At 43.3% G+C, this 18,715-nt stretch carries 17 protein-coding genes and 3 tRNA genes; 18 read left to right on the top strand and 2 right to left on the bottom strand.

Features of this window, described 5'->3' with window-relative positions; translation table 11 throughout:
- The first annotated feature begins 26 nt into the window (after positions 1 to 26).
- The 9 genes from A3739_RS07350 (at position 27) to A3739_RS07310 (ending at position 6,563) form a co-directional block, all read left to right on the top strand.
- On the top strand, positions 27 to 1,241 hold the full coding sequence (locus A3739_RS07350; RefSeq protein ID WP_082878314.1) for a hypothetical protein: 1,215 nt from the start codon (positions 27 to 29) through the stop codon (positions 1,239 to 1,241).
- A 144-nt stretch (positions 1,242 to 1,385) separates the two neighbouring features.
- A complete protein-coding gene (locus A3739_RS07345) occupies positions 1,386 to 2,024 on the top strand; it encodes a response regulator (RefSeq protein ID WP_068500124.1) in 639 nt (212 codons plus the stop codon).
- The gene (gene uvrC, locus A3739_RS07340) at positions 2,011 to 3,876 is read left to right on the top strand and encodes an excinuclease ABC subunit UvrC (protein WP_068500903.1); all 1,866 of its coding nucleotides are present in this window, start codon (positions 2,011 to 2,013) and stop codon (positions 3,874 to 3,876) included. The genes A3739_RS07345 and uvrC overlap by 14 nt, the downstream gene beginning before the upstream one ends.
- A gap of 11 nt (positions 3,877 to 3,887) precedes the next feature.
- A complete protein-coding gene (gene pgsA, locus A3739_RS07335; RefSeq protein ID WP_068500900.1) occupies positions 3,888 to 4,439 on the top strand; it encodes a CDP-diacylglycerol--glycerol-3-phosphate 3-phosphatidyltransferase in 552 nt (183 codons plus the stop codon).
- Between the two features lie 99 nt (positions 4,440 to 4,538).
- A tRNA-Gly gene (locus A3739_RS07330) sits at positions 4,539 to 4,614 on the top strand.
- 283 nt (positions 4,615 to 4,897) lie between these two features.
- Positions 4,898 to 4,971: transfer RNA gene (locus tag A3739_RS07325), tRNA-Cys, on the top strand.
- Positions 4,972 to 5,002: 31 nt separating this feature from the next.
- Positions 5,003 to 5,089 (top strand) — tRNA-Leu (locus A3739_RS07320).
- A gap of 75 nt (positions 5,090 to 5,164) precedes the next feature.
- Entirely contained in the window at positions 5,165 to 6,031 is an 867-nt protein-coding gene (locus A3739_RS07315) for a DMT family transporter (RefSeq protein ID WP_082878313.1), read from the top strand.
- A gap of 82 nt (positions 6,032 to 6,113) precedes the next feature.
- Positions 6,114 to 6,563, top strand: a complete 450-nt coding sequence (locus A3739_RS07310) for a thioesterase family protein (RefSeq protein WP_068500898.1) — start codon at positions 6,114 to 6,116, stop codon at positions 6,561 to 6,563.
- A 159-nt stretch (positions 6,564 to 6,722) separates the two neighbouring features.
- Here the strand turns inward: A3739_RS07310 and A3739_RS07305 are convergent, their stop codons facing one another.
- Complete coding sequence (locus A3739_RS07305) at positions 6,723 to 7,469, bottom strand: SDR family oxidoreductase (RefSeq protein ID WP_068500896.1); 747 nt, start codon at positions 7,467 to 7,469, stop codon at positions 6,723 to 6,725.
- A 437-nt stretch (positions 7,470 to 7,906) separates the two neighbouring features.
- Between A3739_RS07305 and A3739_RS07300 the strand changes: the two genes are divergently transcribed.
- The 9 genes from A3739_RS07300 to A3739_RS07265 all read left to right on the top strand — a co-directional run bounded on the left by A3739_RS07300 (position 7,907) and on the right by A3739_RS07265 (position 16,915).
- Positions 7,907 to 9,046, top strand: coding sequence for an efflux RND transporter periplasmic adaptor subunit (locus A3739_RS07300; protein ID WP_068500893.1), 1,140 nt, complete (start codon positions 7,907 to 7,909; stop codon positions 9,044 to 9,046).
- Between the two features lie 20 nt (positions 9,047 to 9,066).
- Positions 9,067 to 12,237 carry an efflux RND transporter permease subunit gene (locus tag A3739_RS07295; protein WP_068476316.1) on the top strand — a complete coding sequence of 1,057 codons (3,171 nt, stop codon included), beginning with the start codon at positions 9,067 to 9,069 and terminating at the stop codon, positions 12,235 to 12,237.
- A gap of 132 nt (positions 12,238 to 12,369) precedes the next feature.
- Positions 12,370 to 12,840 carry an SDR family NAD(P)-dependent oxidoreductase gene (locus A3739_RS29625; RefSeq protein ID WP_197472162.1) on the top strand — a complete coding sequence of 157 codons (471 nt, stop codon included), beginning with the start codon at positions 12,370 to 12,372 and terminating at the stop codon, positions 12,838 to 12,840.
- A 147-nt stretch (positions 12,841 to 12,987) separates the two neighbouring features.
- A complete protein-coding gene (locus A3739_RS29620) occupies positions 12,988 to 13,164 on the top strand; it encodes a hypothetical protein (protein WP_156502747.1) in 177 nt (58 codons plus the stop codon).
- Positions 13,165 to 13,254: 90 nt separating this feature from the next.
- Positions 13,255 to 13,629, top strand: a complete 375-nt coding sequence (locus tag A3739_RS07285) for a hypothetical protein (RefSeq protein ID WP_068500889.1) — start codon at positions 13,255 to 13,257, stop codon at positions 13,627 to 13,629.
- Between the two features lie 66 nt (positions 13,630 to 13,695).
- Positions 13,696 to 14,346, top strand: a complete 651-nt coding sequence (locus A3739_RS07280) for a hypothetical protein (protein WP_068500885.1) — start codon at positions 13,696 to 13,698, stop codon at positions 14,344 to 14,346.
- A 7-nt stretch (positions 14,347 to 14,353) separates the two neighbouring features.
- On the top strand, positions 14,354 to 14,746 hold the full coding sequence (locus tag A3739_RS28025; protein WP_082878311.1) for a heavy-metal-associated domain-containing protein: 393 nt from the start codon (positions 14,354 to 14,356) through the stop codon (positions 14,744 to 14,746).
- Positions 14,746 to 15,159 carry a hypothetical protein gene (locus A3739_RS07270; protein ID WP_068500881.1) on the top strand — a complete coding sequence of 138 codons (414 nt, stop codon included), beginning with the start codon at positions 14,746 to 14,748 and terminating at the stop codon, positions 15,157 to 15,159. The genes A3739_RS28025 and A3739_RS07270 overlap by 1 nt, the downstream gene beginning before the upstream one ends.
- Positions 15,160 to 15,286: 127 nt before the next feature.
- Positions 15,287 to 16,915, top strand: a complete 1,629-nt coding sequence (locus tag A3739_RS07265) for a methyl-accepting chemotaxis protein (protein ID WP_068500878.1) — start codon at positions 15,287 to 15,289, stop codon at positions 16,913 to 16,915.
- Between the two features lie 781 nt (positions 16,916 to 17,696).
- On the opposite strand, the gene A3739_RS07260 is transcribed toward A3739_RS07265, so the two are convergent.
- The coding region (locus A3739_RS07260; RefSeq protein WP_231877037.1) for a methyl-accepting chemotaxis protein at positions 17,697 to 18,715 on the bottom strand (1,019 nt) is incomplete at its 5' end.

Below are 18,715 nucleotides of genomic sequence, written 5' to 3'. Positions count from 1 at the left end.
CAATAATAACAAGTTTGGTGGTGTCCATGGTTTTGCGCAGAATTGCCTTCGTTTCAGCTTTTTTTCCTAGCGTTGCGTTTTCTTCTTTTGAAGCTGAATTAGGTGTCGAATGGCGAGGCTTTTCGGAATCTGGATTATATGGACAAGATAAGAGTCAAACCTCTGGGCGTTTAGAGCTGGGCTACGATGGAGAAGTCCTTGGCGGTGATTACGAAGTATTACTTTTTGGACGTTATGACAGGAATGACGACGAGCGCAGTCATGCTGATTTGAGAGAAGCTGCGTATACATACATAGGAAGCAATTGGTCGCTAAAAGCGGGCGTAAGCAAAGTGTTTTGGGGTGTTACTGAGTCGCTGCATCTAGTCGATATTGTAAACCAGACTGATGGTGTAGAGTCAGTCGATGGTGAGGATAAGCTTGGTCAACCGATGGTGCAGTTCTCTTCAGAATATGATTGGGGGACGATCGATTTGTTTTGGTTGCCCTATTTTAGAGAGCGTACTTTTAATGATATAGAAGGGCGTTTGAGTTTGCCCCTGCCAATTGAATTGGATCATGCACAGTACGAATCAGGCGCTGAAGAGAATCATCAAGACTTTGCCGCACGTTATTCGCATTACATCGACGATCTTGATTTCGCGATTTCTCATTTTTCTGGTACTGGGCGAACGCCAATATTGGCGCCGAATAACCCGATGACGCCTTCTGCTTTTGTTCCATTTTATGAACAGATCGATCAAACGGGTTTGGAACTCCAGTATATTTATGAGTCATGGTTACTAAAGTTCGAAGGTATTTCAACGAAAGGAATCGACTCTCGTTACTCTGCCGCCGTGGCAGGATTTGAATACACGCAGGTTGGGATCTTTGATAGTTATGCAGATTTGGGTTGGATTGCTGAATATTTATACGATGATCGTAAGAGTGATAGTCGCATAACGTTTGAGCAAGACGTGTTTGTTGGATGGCGTTATGCGTTTAATGATGAAGACTCTTCCGAAATACTATTGGGCGGTATTCTTGATCACAAAACTCATGAACGTATCTACTCACTTGAGGCAAGCCAGCGCCTCACAAGCGATGTAAAGCTTTTTGTAAATGCTTGGGTCTTTGACGGGAAACCTCATTTGACCACTGATCCAATGGATATCCTTAATGCAGCGACCGACTCCTCGCAGAAAACGAGATTTTTGCAAAGTGAGGATCATGTGCAATTTGAACTCGTGAAATACTTCTAAAAAAAAGTGCTTGGTAGGAGGCTTTTGAAGCAAAGGTTTCACATTTTTCAGGAAAGGTCATACACTTCGCTTATAAGTGAAAAATAATGTAAACGACGAACTTACTGTTATGTGTCTTAGCGATAACATAGTGCGAGGTGTCAAGTGATAGACGTATTAGTGGTTGATGACCACGATCTTATTCGCGCAGGGATCTCACGTATGTTGCAGGATGACGTATCCATAAATGTGATTGGTGAATCTGACTCAGGTGAAAACGCCATCGACTCAGCTCAATCACATAAGCCAGATGTTGTGCTTATGGATATCAAAATGCCCGGTATAGGGGGCATTGAAGCCACGCGACGTATTAAGAAAGTCAGTGATGACATCAAGGTTGTCGTCGTCTCTGCATTGACAGATTCCCCTTCAGCACAAAGAGTCCTTGATTCTGGGGCTTCCGCTTATGTATCGAAGAATAGCCACATCAGTGAAATGATTAAAGCCGTGAAGAAAGTGCATGCGGGTGAGCGTTACATTAGCCCTGATATCGCACAAAATATGGCTTTAAATGAATCCAGCAATGATCCGTTTAGTGAACTATCCTCTCGTGAAAAGCAGATTGCTGAGATGATTATGGAGTGTCGTAAGGTTCAAGAAATTTCGGATGTGTTGTGTTTGAGCCCTAAAACGGTTAACTCCTACCGTTATCGCGTATTTGAGAAACTTGGCGTTACCAGTGATGTAGGTCTAACGCTCATGGCATTAAAGCACGGATTGCTAGAAGTCGATGCCACAGAGTAGTCAAAGCGCAATCGCGCAGCCATTTGACGCTAAGAACTTCCTTAAAAACTTATCAACTGCCCCAGGTGTCTATCGAATGTTCGATGGTGCTAGGCAGATCCTCTATGTTGGCAAGGCCAAGAATCTAAAAAAACGCGTTTCTAGTTACTTTCTTAAGAATGATCATGCGCCCAAGACTCGCGCGCTGGTCTCAAAAATTCAAAATATTGAAGTCACTATTACGAATAGTGAAACAGAAGCTTTGATCTTAGAGCAAAATTTGATCAAAAAGCTGAAACCTCCCTACAACATTTTGCTGCGGGACGATAAGTCTTATCCGTATATCTATTTGGCGACCGATAAAGAATTTCCTTCACTGAGTCTTAAACGCGTTAGGACGAAAGGCAAAGTGGGGCAGTATTTTGGGCCTTTTCCGAATGCGCATGCTGTCCGTGAGAGCCTAGGGCTTCTAGAGAAAATATTTAAAGTTAGGCAGTGCCAAGAATCGTTCTATAAAAACCGATCACGTCCTTGTCTGCAATATCAAATCAAACGCTGCAAAGCGCCTTGTGTTGGATTAGTTGATAAAGATGAATATTTGCAAGACGTTCATCATGTCACGATGTTTTTGCAAGGCAAGAATCCAGAACTTCTTCGACAGTTAATAGATGAAATGGAGACCGCTTCTGAGGACTTGAGGTTTGAAAAGGCGGCAGAATTGCGAGATCAGATTCAGCACCTTCGCCATGCGCAAGAGAGCCAGAGTGTTGAATCAGGAAGTGCAGATCTAGATGTGGTTGCACTGTCTGATGGCCCTGGTGTTTCGGTTTTTTCGATGCTTTTCATCAGAAAGGGCCGAATTTTAGGGCACAAAAACTATACCTCTAAAATGCTCTTAGACGAGAGCAAAGAAGAGCGGCTTCAGTCATTTATAGAGCAGTATTACGTGGGTTCTGGTGCCGAGAAAGACTTGCCTAACGAAGTTATTCTGCCCTTTAAATGCGCGGATGAGACGATGCTGAGCGAAGCCGTTCAAAATGTTGTCGGGAAAAACATTCGTTTTGCGCACAAAGTGAAGACGATTAGAGCTCAGTGGCAAAAGTTGGCACAGACAAATGCTGACAGCACCTTAAAAACCTATTTATCCAACAAAGAAAATGTTTTTCATCGTATTGATGCTCTAAGAGCGCTTTTAGAATTGCCAGACATTCCAAAGCGTATGGAATGTTTTGATATTAGCCATAGTTCTGGGGAAAAAACTGTAGCGTCTTGCGTTGTGTTTAACGATCAGGGTCCACTAAAGTCAGATTATCGCACCTTCAATATAGAAGGGATTGAGCCTGGAGATGATTATGCAGCGATGAAGCAAGCTTTGTCGCGGCGATATCGAAAGGTCAATGAAGAGCCTAGTAAGCGTCCGGATATCATTTTTATAGATGGTGGCAAAGGGCAGTTGAATATGGCAATAGACGTGTTAAATGAACTGAATGCCAGCGACATTTTATTGCTTGGTATCGCCAAAGGAGCAACACGTAAACCAGGTTTTGAAACCTTATTTATTCCTGATGGGCAGGGCGGCCTTAAAACGATACAATGCTCGTCAGATGAGCCTAGTTTGCATCTGATGCAGCATATTCGCGATGAAGCCCACCGATTCGCAATAACAGGTCATCGCAAGCGAAGAGATAAGAGCCGCAGGCAGTCTCAGCTTGAAGGGATTGATGGCGTTGGCCCAACGAGACGGCGCTCACTGATCAAATACTTTGGCAGTGTGCAAGGGATTAAAACAGCATCGATTGAAGAAATAGCCAAAGTGGATGGCATTAGTAGCAGTCTAGCGGAGCATATATACCTTAGTCTGCACGGTGATTGAGTAGAGAAAAAATGAATTTGCCGAATATCCTTACGCTATCGCGTATTGTTTTGATTCCCGTTTTCGTGATCGCTTTTTACCTTCCTTATGATTGGAACTATTACGCGTGCGCAGCATTATTTTGGATTGCTGGCGTCACCGATTGGTTTGATGGCTATCTAGCACGTAAGTGGAATCAAATGACGCTATTTGGAGCGTTTTTGGATCCGGTTGCAGACAAACTGATGGTGACGATTTCACTTGCCGTGATTATTGAAGAGTTTGGCGTATGGTGGATAACGATTCCTGCAATTATCATTGTAGGGAGAGAGGTTGTCGTTTCTGCTCTCCGAGAGTGGATGGCGCAACAAGGTAAACACGATAATGTGAAAGTTGGATATATAGGCAAAGTGAAAACAATGTGCCAAATGAGTGCGATTTTCTTTTTGCTGATTGGTGCAAAAATTGAAGCTTCATTCTGGTTTGGTTACGGTTTGATCGTTATCGCAGCAGTCTTAACTTTGTGGTCAATGGTTCAATATTTAGCCGCTTCTTGGGGAGCATTATTCGCAAACGAAAAGTAATTAAAATTAAGTGCTTAAAGGTGCTTGACTCCTTAATTTGATTCGTTAATATATGCGCCTCTTCGCAAGGCAACAGCCTAAACGCGATAAAAGGTTTACGCGGGAATAGCTCAGTTGGTAGAGCACGACCTTGCCAAGGTCGGGGTCGCGAGTTCGAATCTCGTTTCCCGCTCCAAATAAAAATGCCTCGGAAACCCCGAGGCGTTTTTGTTAAAAGGGCACTATAATACACGTGCTTTTTTAAGTAGCGCGACTACAAAGCGCTAAGTACGATTGTACGACCTAAGGTAAAAAGTGCTCTGGATGCAGCAATCCTTGCTCATCGAAAGCACTTAAACACCTTACAAAATGTGGCGCGATAGCAAAGCGCTGAGTACGATTGTACGACCCAAGGTGAAAAGTGCACTGGATGTAGCAATCCTTGTTCATCGAAAGCACTTAAACACCATACAAAATGTGGCGCGATAGCAAAGCGGTTATGCACTGGATTGCAAATCCACGTAGGCCGGTTCGACTCCGGCTCGCGCCTCCACTCTTGATGTATAAGAGTTGGTAGCTCCCCTGCCCGGGTGGCGAAATTGGTAGACGCAACAGACTTAAAATCTGTCGTCCTTCGGGACGTGCCGGTTCGATTCCGGCCCCGGGCACCATTTTTCTTTTGTTTCCTTTTAGTTGTTATTCTGTATGCTCTGCGATTGCGGTTTGATTGGAAGCATTTCTGTTTTATGTTCCGTACAATTTCTCTTACTTCGATTGCATTACTAGCATTTGCTGGAAATTCAGTCTTATGTCGCATGGCTTTTACCCCAGCATCGTCGACCGATATCGATCCAGCTAGCTTTACCGCAGTGCGCCTGATTTCCGCTGTGATAGTGTTGTTTCTTATTTTATCTTTTAGTTCAAACAAACGTGAGAGAAAAGCCGAGGGCAATGGTCTAGCGGGCGCGATGTTGTTTGTCTACGCAGCGGCATTTTCTTTTGCTTATACCTTGCTGGATACCGGTACGGGCGCGTTGATTTTGTTTGGTAGTGTGCAACTTTCAATGATTCTGATCGCCTACTTTCGTGGTGAGCGCTTATCGGGTTCCGAAATTTCCGGATTTTTGATCGCTTTTGCAGGCTTAATTTACCTTATTCTTCCAGGGGCGGGAGCACCGTCCTTATTGGGTTTTATTTTGATGAGTATTTCCGGCGCGGCATGGGGCGTGTATTCATTGCCTGGTAAGAATTCGACAGATACTCTATCTGATACATTCTTCAACTTTTTACGCACTCTCCCCCTCGTCGCAGTGTTGCTAATTAATGGCGTTATTTTTGGCTCTTTGCAACTTAACGCTGAGGGGCTGCTCCTAGCAGCTCTTTCTGGGGGGATCGCCTCAGGTCTGGGTTATACGATATGGTTTTTGGCTGCAAAGCGTTTGAACACCAGTCAGTCGGCTGCGGTTCAGTTACTGGTTCCGGTTATTGCTGCTTTTTTTGGACTAAGTTTATTAGATGAGGCAATTACTCAGCGTCTTGTTTTATCTTCGTTATTGATCTTAGGTGGAGTAATACTTGTCGTGATCACACGAGGTTTAGTTGCTTCACGTTAATCATTTGTCTTTCGGATTTGCAGGTTAAGTCTCGAGTCTGGTTTAAGCTTCATTCGTACGTTTTTATTAGTAAGGTATGTTTATGTCTCGTGTCGAACTCGATTATCCAAGTCCTACTCACTTTTCTAGACAACTTGCTGTGCGCATTAGTGACATTAATTACGGAAACCATTTAGGGCATGATGGGATGATTACCATGCTTCACGAAGCGCGTGTTTTGTTCTTTCGTTCATTTGGGTACGAAGAGTGGGACGTTGATGGTGTGGGGACGCTTCTTGCTGATCTGGCTATTACGTATAAAAACGAAGCTTTTTATGGAGACTTGCTCAATATAGATATCTCAGTACAAGACATTAGAACTAAAAGCTGTCAGCTCTATTACAAAATGACGCGTGTTTGTGATGAACAGAGCGCTCCGCGCCAATTGATTTCAATCGCAAAAACTGGCGTTGTGTTCTTTGACTTTAACTTACGTAAAACTGCTTTGGTCCCTGATGCTTTTAAGGCTTGTCTTGATGAGTGCTTGAAGTGATCAGTAAAACAAGCTCGTTGTAACGCATGCAACTAATAGTTGATAGGGCAGTGAAAAAGTATTTCTGTTTCAACTCCAAGTCTCCACAATAATTGAGAACTCAGTGAGTTCAATCGCCAGAATTCTTCGCTAGTTAGTACTTACTCATATATATCAGTTTTAAACTCTGATGCCGCCATCTACATCGATAATACGACCGCTCACGTAATCATTTTCGAAAATATAGGCTGCCGTATGCGCGATTTCATCAACCCGCCCCATACGACCTAACGGAATTAAATTCGCGACTTTATTGAAGGCTTCTTCAGGCATGAGATCCGTCATTTCGGTTTCAACAAAACCCGGTGCGATTCCGGCAGAACGAATGCCATAGCGGGCTAATTCTTTAGCCCATGTTACAGTCATTGCCGCGACACCTGCTTTAGCTGCACTGTAATTTGTTTGACCAAAATTACCGGCTCGACTTACGCTTGAAATATTAATAATGACGCCACCAGAGCCTTGCTCAACCATGCTTGCAGCAGCTTCGCGTCCACATAAAAATACACCGGTGAGATTCACGTCGATCACTGCTTGCCACTGGGCTAATGGTAATTTCTGAACCTCGTCATCATTAGTTTTGACCATCAAGCCATCTTTGAGAATGCCTGCATTGTTTATCAAACCATCTAAGTGCCCAAAATCTTCTTTTATCTGCAAGAATGTCTGCACAACCTCATGCTCTTGAGCCACGTTACAGGCATAGCCTTTTGCATTCGGTAGCTCTTTTACTGCGTTATTAGTTGCTTCTATATCCAGATCAATTAGCGCAATGAGTGCGCCTTTTTCTGATAGTAGTTTTGCCATCGCGAAGCCTAGTCCGCGTGCCGCACCGGTGACGGCAATTACTTTATTCTTTATATCCATAGTTCTTAATCGATCGAATTTAAATTGGTGATGGTATGTTACTACAGCGAGCATATTGTACGCCTTGATTTTTATATACCTATAAGTCGATCTGATAGCTCATCGTAAGTTTATCGTCCGAAGAGGAGAGGCAGAATTGTCCTTGATTAGGGCCGTCAGATCTTATGAATTCTTGGGGAAGAATGATAAAAGCTGAAACACTGAGATAAGCCGATCCAAGCATTTACGCTTTTTCTTAGGGAGATATTTTCTTGACCAGCGCTCGCTAGACAGATTGACCCGGTTGTAATTGCTTGTCGATAATTTGGTTAAATTATTGTTTTTGTTTGAGCTCTAAGCTTCCCAATCTCTAGTTTATGTACTTTACTTAAGAAGTCGTAATTTTAGTGTGCAAAAGCGTATTTGCCTTAGGTTTAGAATGAACTGGGAGTTAAGTAATGATTAGGGTTTGTCGCACGAGCATAGTTATCAGTTTGTTTATCAGTTTGTTTATCAGTTTGGTTGGCTGTTCAGGTGGAAATGAAAAAAAACCAACTGCACCACCTCCTAAAGTCGGTGTAATCACTATTGCTTCGGAGGATGTTAATCCGACCAGAGAGTTTACAGGCAAAACAGAAGCCTCCGAAGACGTTACGATACAAGCTCGTGTAGAAGGGTATTTAGTATCTCAGGCTGTGAATGATGGCTCTCAGGTCCAAAAGGGTGACTTATTATTCGAGTTAGACCGACAAAATTATGAGGCAGCTTTGGCCCAAGCAAAAGCGAAAGTTGCACAAGCAAGTGCAGCTAATGATGAGGCACAAATAAACTATAAACGAGGAGAGGAACTGATCGTTAAAGCGGTGATTAGCCAGTCACAAATGGATGAATTAACGAGTAAAAAACTTCAAGCTGAAGCTTCAATTAAAGCGGCAAATGCCGATCTCAAGAATGCCGAACTAAATCTTGGATATACTAAAATTTATGCTCCGACAGACGGCATGATTAGCCAGTCTGAAGTCAGTATTGGTGATCTCGTTACACCCAGTTCTACGCTTACCTCTCTAGTCAAAATCAAACCGATTTATGTCTCAATTAACGTGAGCGAAACAGAATTTGTAAATTACCGTAGTGAGAGAGAGAAAAGTTTAGCCGAGGGTGGTGATGGGCTTGTATCGTATGCTCAGATAAAACTGCGTTCAGGCGATGTTTATCCTGAAAAGGGGCGTTTTGAATTTGTTGATAATCGTGTCAACCAAAATACTGGAACAATCAAAATCCGTGCTGTTTTCGATAACCTAGACGGAATGTTGATATCAGGGCAGCACGTTACTTTACTGGTAAAGCGCGTCCAAACTCAGAGTCAAATCGTTATTCCGCAGAAATCTATTCAAGAAGATCAACTTGGTAAATATGTTCTTATGCTAGATGAAGACTCTGTCGTAAGAAAAAGGCCAATACAGGTCGGCATGCGATTAGGTGTAGGGCAAGTTATAGAGTCAGGAGTAGAAGTTGGTGAACTATTGATTGTTGACGGTCTTCAGAAAGTTCGCGTTGGAAGTAAGGCGGAAGCATCTCAATCCGTGGTACCTAAATAGATCTTAGCAGGAGCGTAGCGATGTTCAGTGAGTTTTTTATTCATCGGCCGAAGTTTGCTTTTGTTATTTCAATTGTTCTGGCTTTATCTGGTTTCATTGCTCTTCAACTTTTACCGGTGGCCCAGTTCCCTTCAATTACTCCGCCTGTTGTTCAAGTTAGTGCGGTATACCCTGGGGCTAATGAAAGCGTCTTAATGGAAACTGTTGCCGTGCCGATTGAAGATGAAGTCAATGGCGTTGAGGATATGTTGTATATGTCATCAAATTCGGCGAATGATGGCACCTATAATTTAAAGATAGTTTTTGAGGTAGGTACTGATCCTGACCTTGCTCAAATTAATGTTCAGAATCGAGTGAATAGAGCGACATCCTCTTTACCGTCTGACGTAACTCGCCTAGGTGTAACGGTTGATAAAATGTCTACTGACATGGTGTTGGTAGCCAGTGTTTTCTCTCCCGATAATCAGTACGACAGACTGTTTCTATCGAACTATGCGTCGATAAACGTTAAGAACGAGCTCGCACGTGTTCCTGGTGTCAGTGATGTGACCATATTTGGTCAGCAAGATTACAGTATGCGTATGTGGCTTAAACCTGATCAAATGGCAGCCTTGGGAATTACTGTTACAGATATTCGCAATGCGGTTAGCGAACAAAATATGCAAGTTGCAGCAGGTAACGTGGGGGCCGCACCTTCTCCTGAAGAACAGCAATTTCAGTATACATTAAGCACAAAAGGGCGTTTAAATTCAGTTGAAGAGTTTGAAAATATTATCTTGCGCTCAAATGAAGACGGTTCATCCGTTTACATGCGAGATGTATCCTCCGTTGAACTCGGTGCATCGAGCTATGTCTCAGAGGGTCTTTATAACGCTGCGCCTGCTGCGTTGCTCGCAGTTTATCGGGCACCTGGTGCAAATGCGCTTGAAATTAAAGAAGGTGTTCAAAATGTTCTTGATAACTTAAGTTCACGTTTCCCTGAGGGCATTGAGGCTACTATCCCTTATGACACTACCACTTTTATCGTAAGCTCTATCGATGAGGTATTCGATACGCTGTACGAAGCAATCTTTCTCGTTTTAGTCGTTGTATTTTTGTTCTTACAAAATTGGCGCGCTGTCGTTATTCCTATGGTCGCTATACCTGTATCTTTGATTGGTACTTTTGCAGTGATGCTTTATATGGGGTTTTCGATCAATACCATTAGTTTGTTTGGAATGATTTTGGCAGTTGGGATTGTGGTCGATGATGCGATTATCGTGGTCGAGAATGTAGAACGACATCTGCATGATGGATTGTCTCCTGTTGATGCGACGGTTTTGTCGATGAAAGAAGTGACTGGGCCAATTATCGCTACCACTCTTGTATTGATGGCAGTCTTTATCCCGGTTTCACTCATGCCGGGTATTTCTGGACAAATGTACAATCAGTTTGCGATCACAATTGTAGTTTCTGTTATTATTTCTGCCATTAATGCCTTAACCTTAAGTCCAGCGCTTTGCGCCTTGATGCTTAGACCAGCAGCTGAACATGGTGAAAAACATAAAGCGTTAGTCTTCCGAAAATTCGATCAGTATTTTGATAAATTGACTGATGGCTATCATGCGATTGTTGCAAAAAGTATTCGTCGGCTAATGATTGTTGGTGTCATATTAGTTTTTGTCGTTCTCAGTATGGGGCAATCGATTAATATTGTTGCTAAAGGTTTCGTGCCAGATGAGGATGTAGGCAGTTTTGCGATGGATGTTCAGCTGCCTGCCGGAGCATCCTTGAATCGTACTTTAGAAGTATTCGATCAAATACATGAGATCATTGAGTCTGAAGAAGAGGTGGTAGATTTTATTACTGTGCCTGGCTTCAGTATGTTAACCGGTGCTGCATCCTCGAATGCAGGCTTAGGGTTTGTGATGTTGAAAGACTGGGCAGAACGAAAGCAACCCAGTCAACATCAAGATGCTGTGATGCAGCGCTTACAGACTAAATTTAATGCGGTTTCTGCTGCTAATATTCGCGCGTTTTCGATGCCGCCAATACCTGGCTTGGGAGCAACATCCGGCTTGGAATATGTTCTGAAAAATCTGGAGGGCAAATCGTCCGCAGATTTTGGTGAGGCTGTTCGAAGTTTTATCATTGCAGCTAACCAAACACCCGAAATTGCTTTTGCATTCACAACATATCAAGCCAATATTCCACAGATATTTATCGATCTTGATCGCGAAAAAGCGAAGAATCTTGGTATCCCCTTGTCGGATATTTTCTTAACACTACAAACTCAATTGGGAGCTTTGTACGTTAATGATTTTAGTAAGTTCGGGCAAACTTATCAGGTCAAGATGCAAGCTGACGATGCGAGCCGAAACGAAGTCGATGATATAGGCCGCTTGCAAGTTCGCACAGAAAAAGGGGAAATGGTGCCTCTTAGCACATTAATCACAACGCGGACTTTTGTTGGGCCTGATGTGTCTTCTCGTTATAACTTATTTGGTGCGGTCACAGTCAACTTAATGCCAGCTCCGGGGTACAGCTCTGGAGATGTTATGCGAGCAGCTGAGAGCTTGGCTTCGTCCGCTTTGCCGAATGGTTATGAGGGACAGTGGACAGGCTCTGCATTGCAACAAATCATGGCCGGAGGTCTTGCGCCAATTTTGTTTGGTATGGCTTTGATCTTTGTTTATCTGTTTCTTGTCGCACAGTATGAGAGTTGGGCGATTCCAATCTCAGTTATGTTAGCTGCGCCAATTGCTATTCTTGGTGGGTTCATAGCCTTGTTGATTACTGGGCAACCTTTTGACTTATATGGTCAGGTGGGCATGGTGTTATTAATCGGGTTCTCTGTGAAAAACGCGATCTTGATTGTCGAGTTTGAGAAATTTAAACGTGATGACGAAAAGCTATCGATTCTCAAAGCCGCTACAGAAGGAGCATTGTTGCGTTTTCGTGCAGTGGTCATGACCGCACTTGCGTTTACGATGGGAGTTATTCCTCTAGCAATCGCGTCGGGTGCAGGCGCAGAGAGTCGTCACTCGATTGGCTATGTAGTCATGGGTGGAATGATCGCGAACGCTGTGTTTGCCACCATGCTGATTCCAGCGTTCTATGTAATGCTCCAAAAACTACGTGAAAAAGTGAAAGGCCCACAAGAGACGATTGATGGCGATGTTGATACTGAATCTGTTCTAGCAAAACAATAATTGAATAGGTGATTAAGAGGACGCATTATGCGTCCTTTTTTATTGGTTTATACACTCACTAATCATCTATCTGAACTCGGCTGGTGAATATGATAAAGGGAATGCGTAAGAGGATCTGTTAATAAAGTACTTATCACCGGCGATACAGATGGCATTTGGCTCGAGGCCGTCAAGCTGTTTATTCAAAAGCAAGAGCTTGGTATTGAGCTGCTGATTCATGGTCGAAGTCCAGAGAAGCTAGAAGCTGCGAGCAATCTTCTTCTATCTCTTAACCCTCATACGAACGTATCGGTCTATAAGGCCGATTTGTCGAGTGTGTCGGCGACTAAGGATTTTGCTCAAGCTGTATTAAACAGCCATAGCTATCTTGATGTGCTCATTAACAATGCCGGTATATTAAAAACATTAGATACGCGAACGGAGGATGATTTTGATGTGCGTTTTGCTGTGAATACCTCTGCCCCTTTTGTTTTAACGCACTGCTTGCTTCCAATCATCCAAAACAATGGCCGCATTGTTAATTTGTCCTCAGCGGCACAGTCCCCTATCGATGAATCTCTCCTGTGTGGTCGCTCACGGACTAGTAATGCCATGCAAGCTTAGGTGCAGAGCAAGCTTGCTATCACGATGTGGTCTCGTGCTCTCGCTGATCAATTAGGTCAGAGTGGGCCTACTGTTATTGCGTTAAACCCCGGGTCGTTATTAGCAAGCAAAATGGTCTAGCCAGGTTTTGGGATTGCAGGGAATGACATGAGTATTGGGGCAGAAATCATTGTTCGCTCAGTGCTTGATGAAACTTTTGCCGTAAAAAGTGGTCAGTATTTCGATAATGATATTGGTGATTTCGGTCCACCGCATGTTGATGCACAAGACAAAGACGCGTGTGTAAAGCTGTATCAGTTATTAAAAGACATGCTGATTGATTAGCGGCATCGATTTTGCCAAATGTGTCTTAAATATTGTTTGGTGCTGATTGGAATACTAGACCTGGCTTATTAGTGTTGGTAAGTTGCTCCAATGAGAAAGATTGTGGTTGTTTTGTCAGTGTTGTTTTTGGTGTTTGCCAATGTGGTGAGCGCAGCTACATCATGCTGCTTTGAAGAGGCTGACAATCAATCTATCGCTATGCATGACATGGATATGTCGCAACCATCCATGTCAGAAGACTGCCATGAAGAACAGTTTTCATCACCATCCGATAGTGACTCTTCTGCGGGATTAGATCATTCTCACGGAGGAAATGACTGCCAATGTGAAACCTGTCCTCAAACGAATAACTCTATAGAGCTTATTTCATTCGAACTTAACCTTCAGGCTCAGCCTAATACTGTTGATAGCATCAGCAGTCCTTTCCAGCGCATTAGCGTGATTGACAAACCCCCGAAAGCCTAACTCCGAAACAAATTGATCATCGAAGTATTTCTTACTTCGGTTTATATATTTATTTGGAGTGAAACAATGAATGTTTCCTTTGATCACTTATGTGCCTTGTTTGCACTGAGCGTTGCGGTAGGGCTTGCCGAAGCACGGCCAGTTTCCTATCCAGGCGGCATCACATTGATGCAAAACAATGATGCGGATGTGAGTAGTTTACATCTTCATTATTCACCAACGGCGCGTGAGTCGATTGGTTATCGGGGAGAGTATTGGCGTGCTGAACAATGGCAGTTTCATGGCGCGCAATACAACCGCCTTTTAAAACGGTGGAATCGACCCACATCTCAAGCCAACTTTTATTTCAAAGGTGCGCTTGGGTGGGCCATTAGTGATTTAGACGAACTGAACAATAAGCAGCAGCCTGCAGGTTTTGTGGAACTTGCTGCTGATTGGGAAGATCGTCGTTATTTCGTGTCATACGAAAATCGTTATACCGAGGCCGGTTCAATAAAAAGTGCGTATACCCAAAAAGCACGAATAGGCTTTGCGCCTTACATTGGCGATTACGGCGATTTACATACTTGGTTCATGGTGCAAGTTGACCATACACCAACGAAGGATGACCAAACCTCAGTTACGCCTTTATTCCGTTTTTTCAAAAATGAATACCTTGCAGAGATTGGTGTGAACGACCAAGGCCAAGGCTTATTCAACTTAATTATTCGATACTAGGAGTTTTATGATGAAACAGTTGATCTTTATTTCTTTGTTGATGATTGGTTTAACAAGCAATGGCTACTCTGCCGGTGAACAACACATGAATCACAACACAGGGCATCATCATACGCATGACGGGCTAAGCATAGAAAAGCAAACGGCGAGCGCGGAAGGGGCGGCTTGTGAGAATACCATTGATATTAGCGTGAATGGTCTAGTTTGCGATTTCTGCGCTCGGGCCGTAGAAAAGGTGTTTGGAGAGCAAGAGGGCGTGACCGGTGTCGATGTCGATTTGAATGCAGGCAAAGTCGTGGTAGCGACTGAAGCCGGTGTTGAGATAGATGATGAAACTGTGACGACCTTGATCCAAGATTCAGGCTATAACCTCGTGGGTATCGCGAGAGGGTGCTCATAATGGATGGCCAAGAAGACGTCTCAAATGATGTTTCAAACTATGGCATTAAAGACACGATCGCTCCGACGCTAAGCTTGTTTACCTCGCTTGCCACCTTGGTGTGTTGTGCATTACCTGCTTTGTTTGTGATGCTTGGTGCAGGAGCGGCCCTAGCAGGTTTAGTTTCAACAGCACCATGGTTGATCGCGCTTTCAAAATACAAAGCATGGACCTTCGGTGTTTCTGGCGTAATGATTTTGTTTGCAGGGTTAATGCGTTGGAATGCGCGAAATGCCCCTTGTCCCATTGATCCGGAGCAGGCGAGAGCATGTATGCGATTGCGACGCGTTAGTGCTTGGATGTACTGGTCTTCTGTGGTGGTTTGGGCAATAGGGTTTTTCTTTGCCTTTCTGGCTGTAGAGATATTCTATTAGCGCTCGTATGCAGAGTAAGAACTTAAAATGCAATATTAGTTATTAAATTTTCGATACTTTCTTGCAAATTCTATTTGTCGAGCTTTACTTTGTGCGATTTAGACAAACTTAGATATACGGAGATTAAATGAGTTGGTTGAAACGTAGTATTCGAAATAAATTGATGGCAATCATCGCGATAAGCTCATTAGCGATTTTTTGTGCTTCCCTTGCTTCTTTTAGCTCCGCTTTAAAAGGGGTCAATAGCTTCAATAATTTGATAACGAAGGATATTGCGAGCGAACGACTTATAACTTACATGCTAATTGAATTCAAAACTCAAGTGCAGGAATGGAAGAATACACTATTGCGTGGTGCGGATGATAATCAGAGAACTAAATATTGGCAGCGTTTTCAAGATCGTGAGAATGATGTGCAACAGAATGGCGAAGCCTTGCTAAGAATATTGGAAGAGGGTGAAGCGCGCGACTTAGTCTCGAGTTTTTTAAAATCACATCAACAAATGGGAACGGCTTACCGTAAAGGATTTGATGCATTTGTCGATGCTGGCTTTGAACATACTGCTGGAGATAAAGCAGTTGCGGGTATTGATCGTGAACCCGCGAAGTTATTGAGTCAAGCTGCAAGTATTATCGAACAGCATGCTCTAGAGAAAAGCACTGCAGTGTCGGAAACATCGAGTTCTAGACTATATGTTATTAATATCGCGTTACTCGTTTTGATTTTGATGTTTTCGATTGTCTCAATATTTGTGATCAATAAAGCCATAATCGAACCGTGTCAAACGCTTATTAATGTAATCTCAAATATTAGTAAGGGAAATTTAGATAACGACATTGATACCACACGCGAAGATGAGCTAGGTAATCTTTCAAAGGCATCAAATTCGATGCAAAATTTTCTGCATGATATTTCACTTAGTTTGAAAGAGTCTGATAGTGCCATGCGCAGTGCAGCAGAGAAACTTGGAGATTCGTCTCAATTTTTGGTGGATAAGATTTCAATAGCTAATGATTCAACAGATCATATTGCCTCGGCAATGACGGAGATGAGCTCGACAGCGCAGGAGGTCGCTGGCCATTCTGCATCTGCGGCCAATATTGCGCAAGAAGCTGATTTTGCTGCTAAAGAGGGCGTTCAAACGATGAACGAAGCACAAGTTTCGATTAATAAATTATCTCATCAAATATCGGAAACGGTGTTGGTCGTTCATAGTTTGGAAGAGGATTCTGCTAACGTTGGGCACGTGCTCAGTGTTATACGTGGCATCGCAGAGCAAACAAATCTCCTCGCTCTAAATGCAGCGATTGAAGCGGCGCGAGCCGGAGAGCAAGGAAGAGGGTTCGCGGTGGTTGCAGATGAAGTTCGATCACTTGCTCAGAAAACGCAGCAATCCACGACTGAAATTGAAGACATCATTGAAAGCGTTCAGACGGGGGCTAAGAATACTGCTGCGGTAATGAATGCTAGCTCTGAGGTGACTGCCAGTAGTGCTGACTTATTTAATAAGGCGAGTCGGCAACTCGATGTTATTAGCGACAGCATTTCGCGGATCAGCGGTTTGAATCTGCAAGTGGCCACGGCAGCTGAAGAGCAAACTAATGTGTCTGAGGATATCGCGAGAACCATTGTTGAAATGTCTGATCTCGTCGAAGCAAGTACGCAGTCGGCGAACCAAAGTTATGAGCTCTCTAAAGACTTAGATATGAAGGCGCAAAGCCTTGGGCGGGTATCTTCAGCTTTTAAACGAGTTTGATTTCAGTTTCTAACACTTTCTGAATTCTCAACTAAACTAGCCGAACTTTTTGGGCGTACAACAAACATCAAATATACCGGAGAATGCCATGCCACGTTTGGTTGAGTCGGAAGAGACTCTTAGAACAATAAAACAAAAAGCTTTGCGAAACTCGAAATCTCAAAATACCTATGGAAAACGAGCATCATTCAATGTAGGACCTATTGTTGTAAGTTTTGAGGAACGTTGCCAGATAGATCGACATCTGCAGACTCAAACAAAGCACTGAGCCTAATTGGTAGGCAACCTAGTATAATACGTAGCATCGGTTGTATAAGTGCAATATCTTCACACTATACCCATGATGCTGAAATGTATTTGGCCGCCAATGCTAGACTAAACATTCCTTCTTGTTTGACGCAAGTAAGCCCTTGCAATTGCATAGCTCTTCTTCGTTTTTTGGTTGACGGTCAAGGCTACAATGTACAGCTTTTGAGCAGCGTAAATTAACCAGGGTAAGATTTGCATTACTTAGCATTGGCGGTTTTTATCGACATGCCAGTACGGTAGTTTAAAGGTTTCGTCAGGACCTCAAGCTCAATGTGAGCGGTAACGCACACATTGACATTCAAGCGATCGATCACTCACCCAAAAACCATGGTTTTTTCTTGGACAAGCGCAGAATACAAGACAAGTAGCGACTACCTTTCATTTAGCGCGGCATATTGTCGAAACAGTCGCCATAAGAACTACCTAGCCGCGATATCATATTTGAATGGTTTAGTGATCTTCTCACGAAACTTTAAGTACTTTTAAACTTACTGTTTACTGCCTCTAACTGTTTTACATGGAGATCCAATTCTTCGATCATCGAATTGCTGTTTGATATTTGGTCATTGGTCTCGAAGGCCGACGTAACTATCTCGTTTAAGCTTCGACTGATGTCAGCAGTGACCGTACTTTGCTCATTGGCAGAGCTCGCAATAACTTGGTTCATGTCATTGATCTTGTTAATGGCTTGTTCCACTCGTTCGATTAATTCGAGACCTTGGTGTGTGTTTTCAACACAGGTTTTGACTAGAGATTGACTCGCTTCAATCGTACTAACAGCTTTGCCGCTTCCTTTCTGCAAACGTTCAATCATACGATCAATTTCTTCTGTCGATTTCTGCGTACGCATAGCTAGCGATCGGACCTCATCCGCAACTACTGCGAAACCTCGACCTTGCTCACCCGCTCGAGCCGCTTCAATAGCTGCATTGAGAGCAAGAAGATTTGTTTGTTCTGCAATACCACGAATCACATCAAGCAAAGACCCAATTTCAGTGGTTTCTTGATCGAGAGATAAAATGGTTTGCGAAGCTTCGGCAATTTGTTGGTTTAAGTTGAGGATGTTGGTTTCTGTCACTGAACTTGAGTCGCGACATAACTGCGAATTTTGATGTGCAAGAGATGCTGCATCAGCTGCTTGATTTGCGTTATGAGAGACTTCTCTTGCGGATGCTGTCAATTCTTCAACCGCGCTCGCAATCATATCTGTTTGTTGTTGCTGTGTCGAAGATAGTGACTGCAAATTCGTGCTTAGCGTTAGTAATTCGCTCGTTGTATTGTGTGCTTTTGTTGAGCTTTGTGCCACTTGATCTACTAGTTCACAGACCGTTTCGGTGTAGTGATCAAAATCTTGCAGGAGCTTGTTGCTACGACTGGTACGAATCGAAAGGTCAATTTTATCTTCCTTTACGATCGCGCGTGTTGTGGTGCTAAGTTCTATAGATGCGAGGAATTCTTTTTTAAGATCGATAGACATCCATACGATGACAG

The organism is Oleiphilus sp. HI0067 (assembly GCF_001635735.1).
Note: the sequence above shows the minus strand (reverse complement) of the source record. Positions and strands in the feature narration are given on the sequence as shown.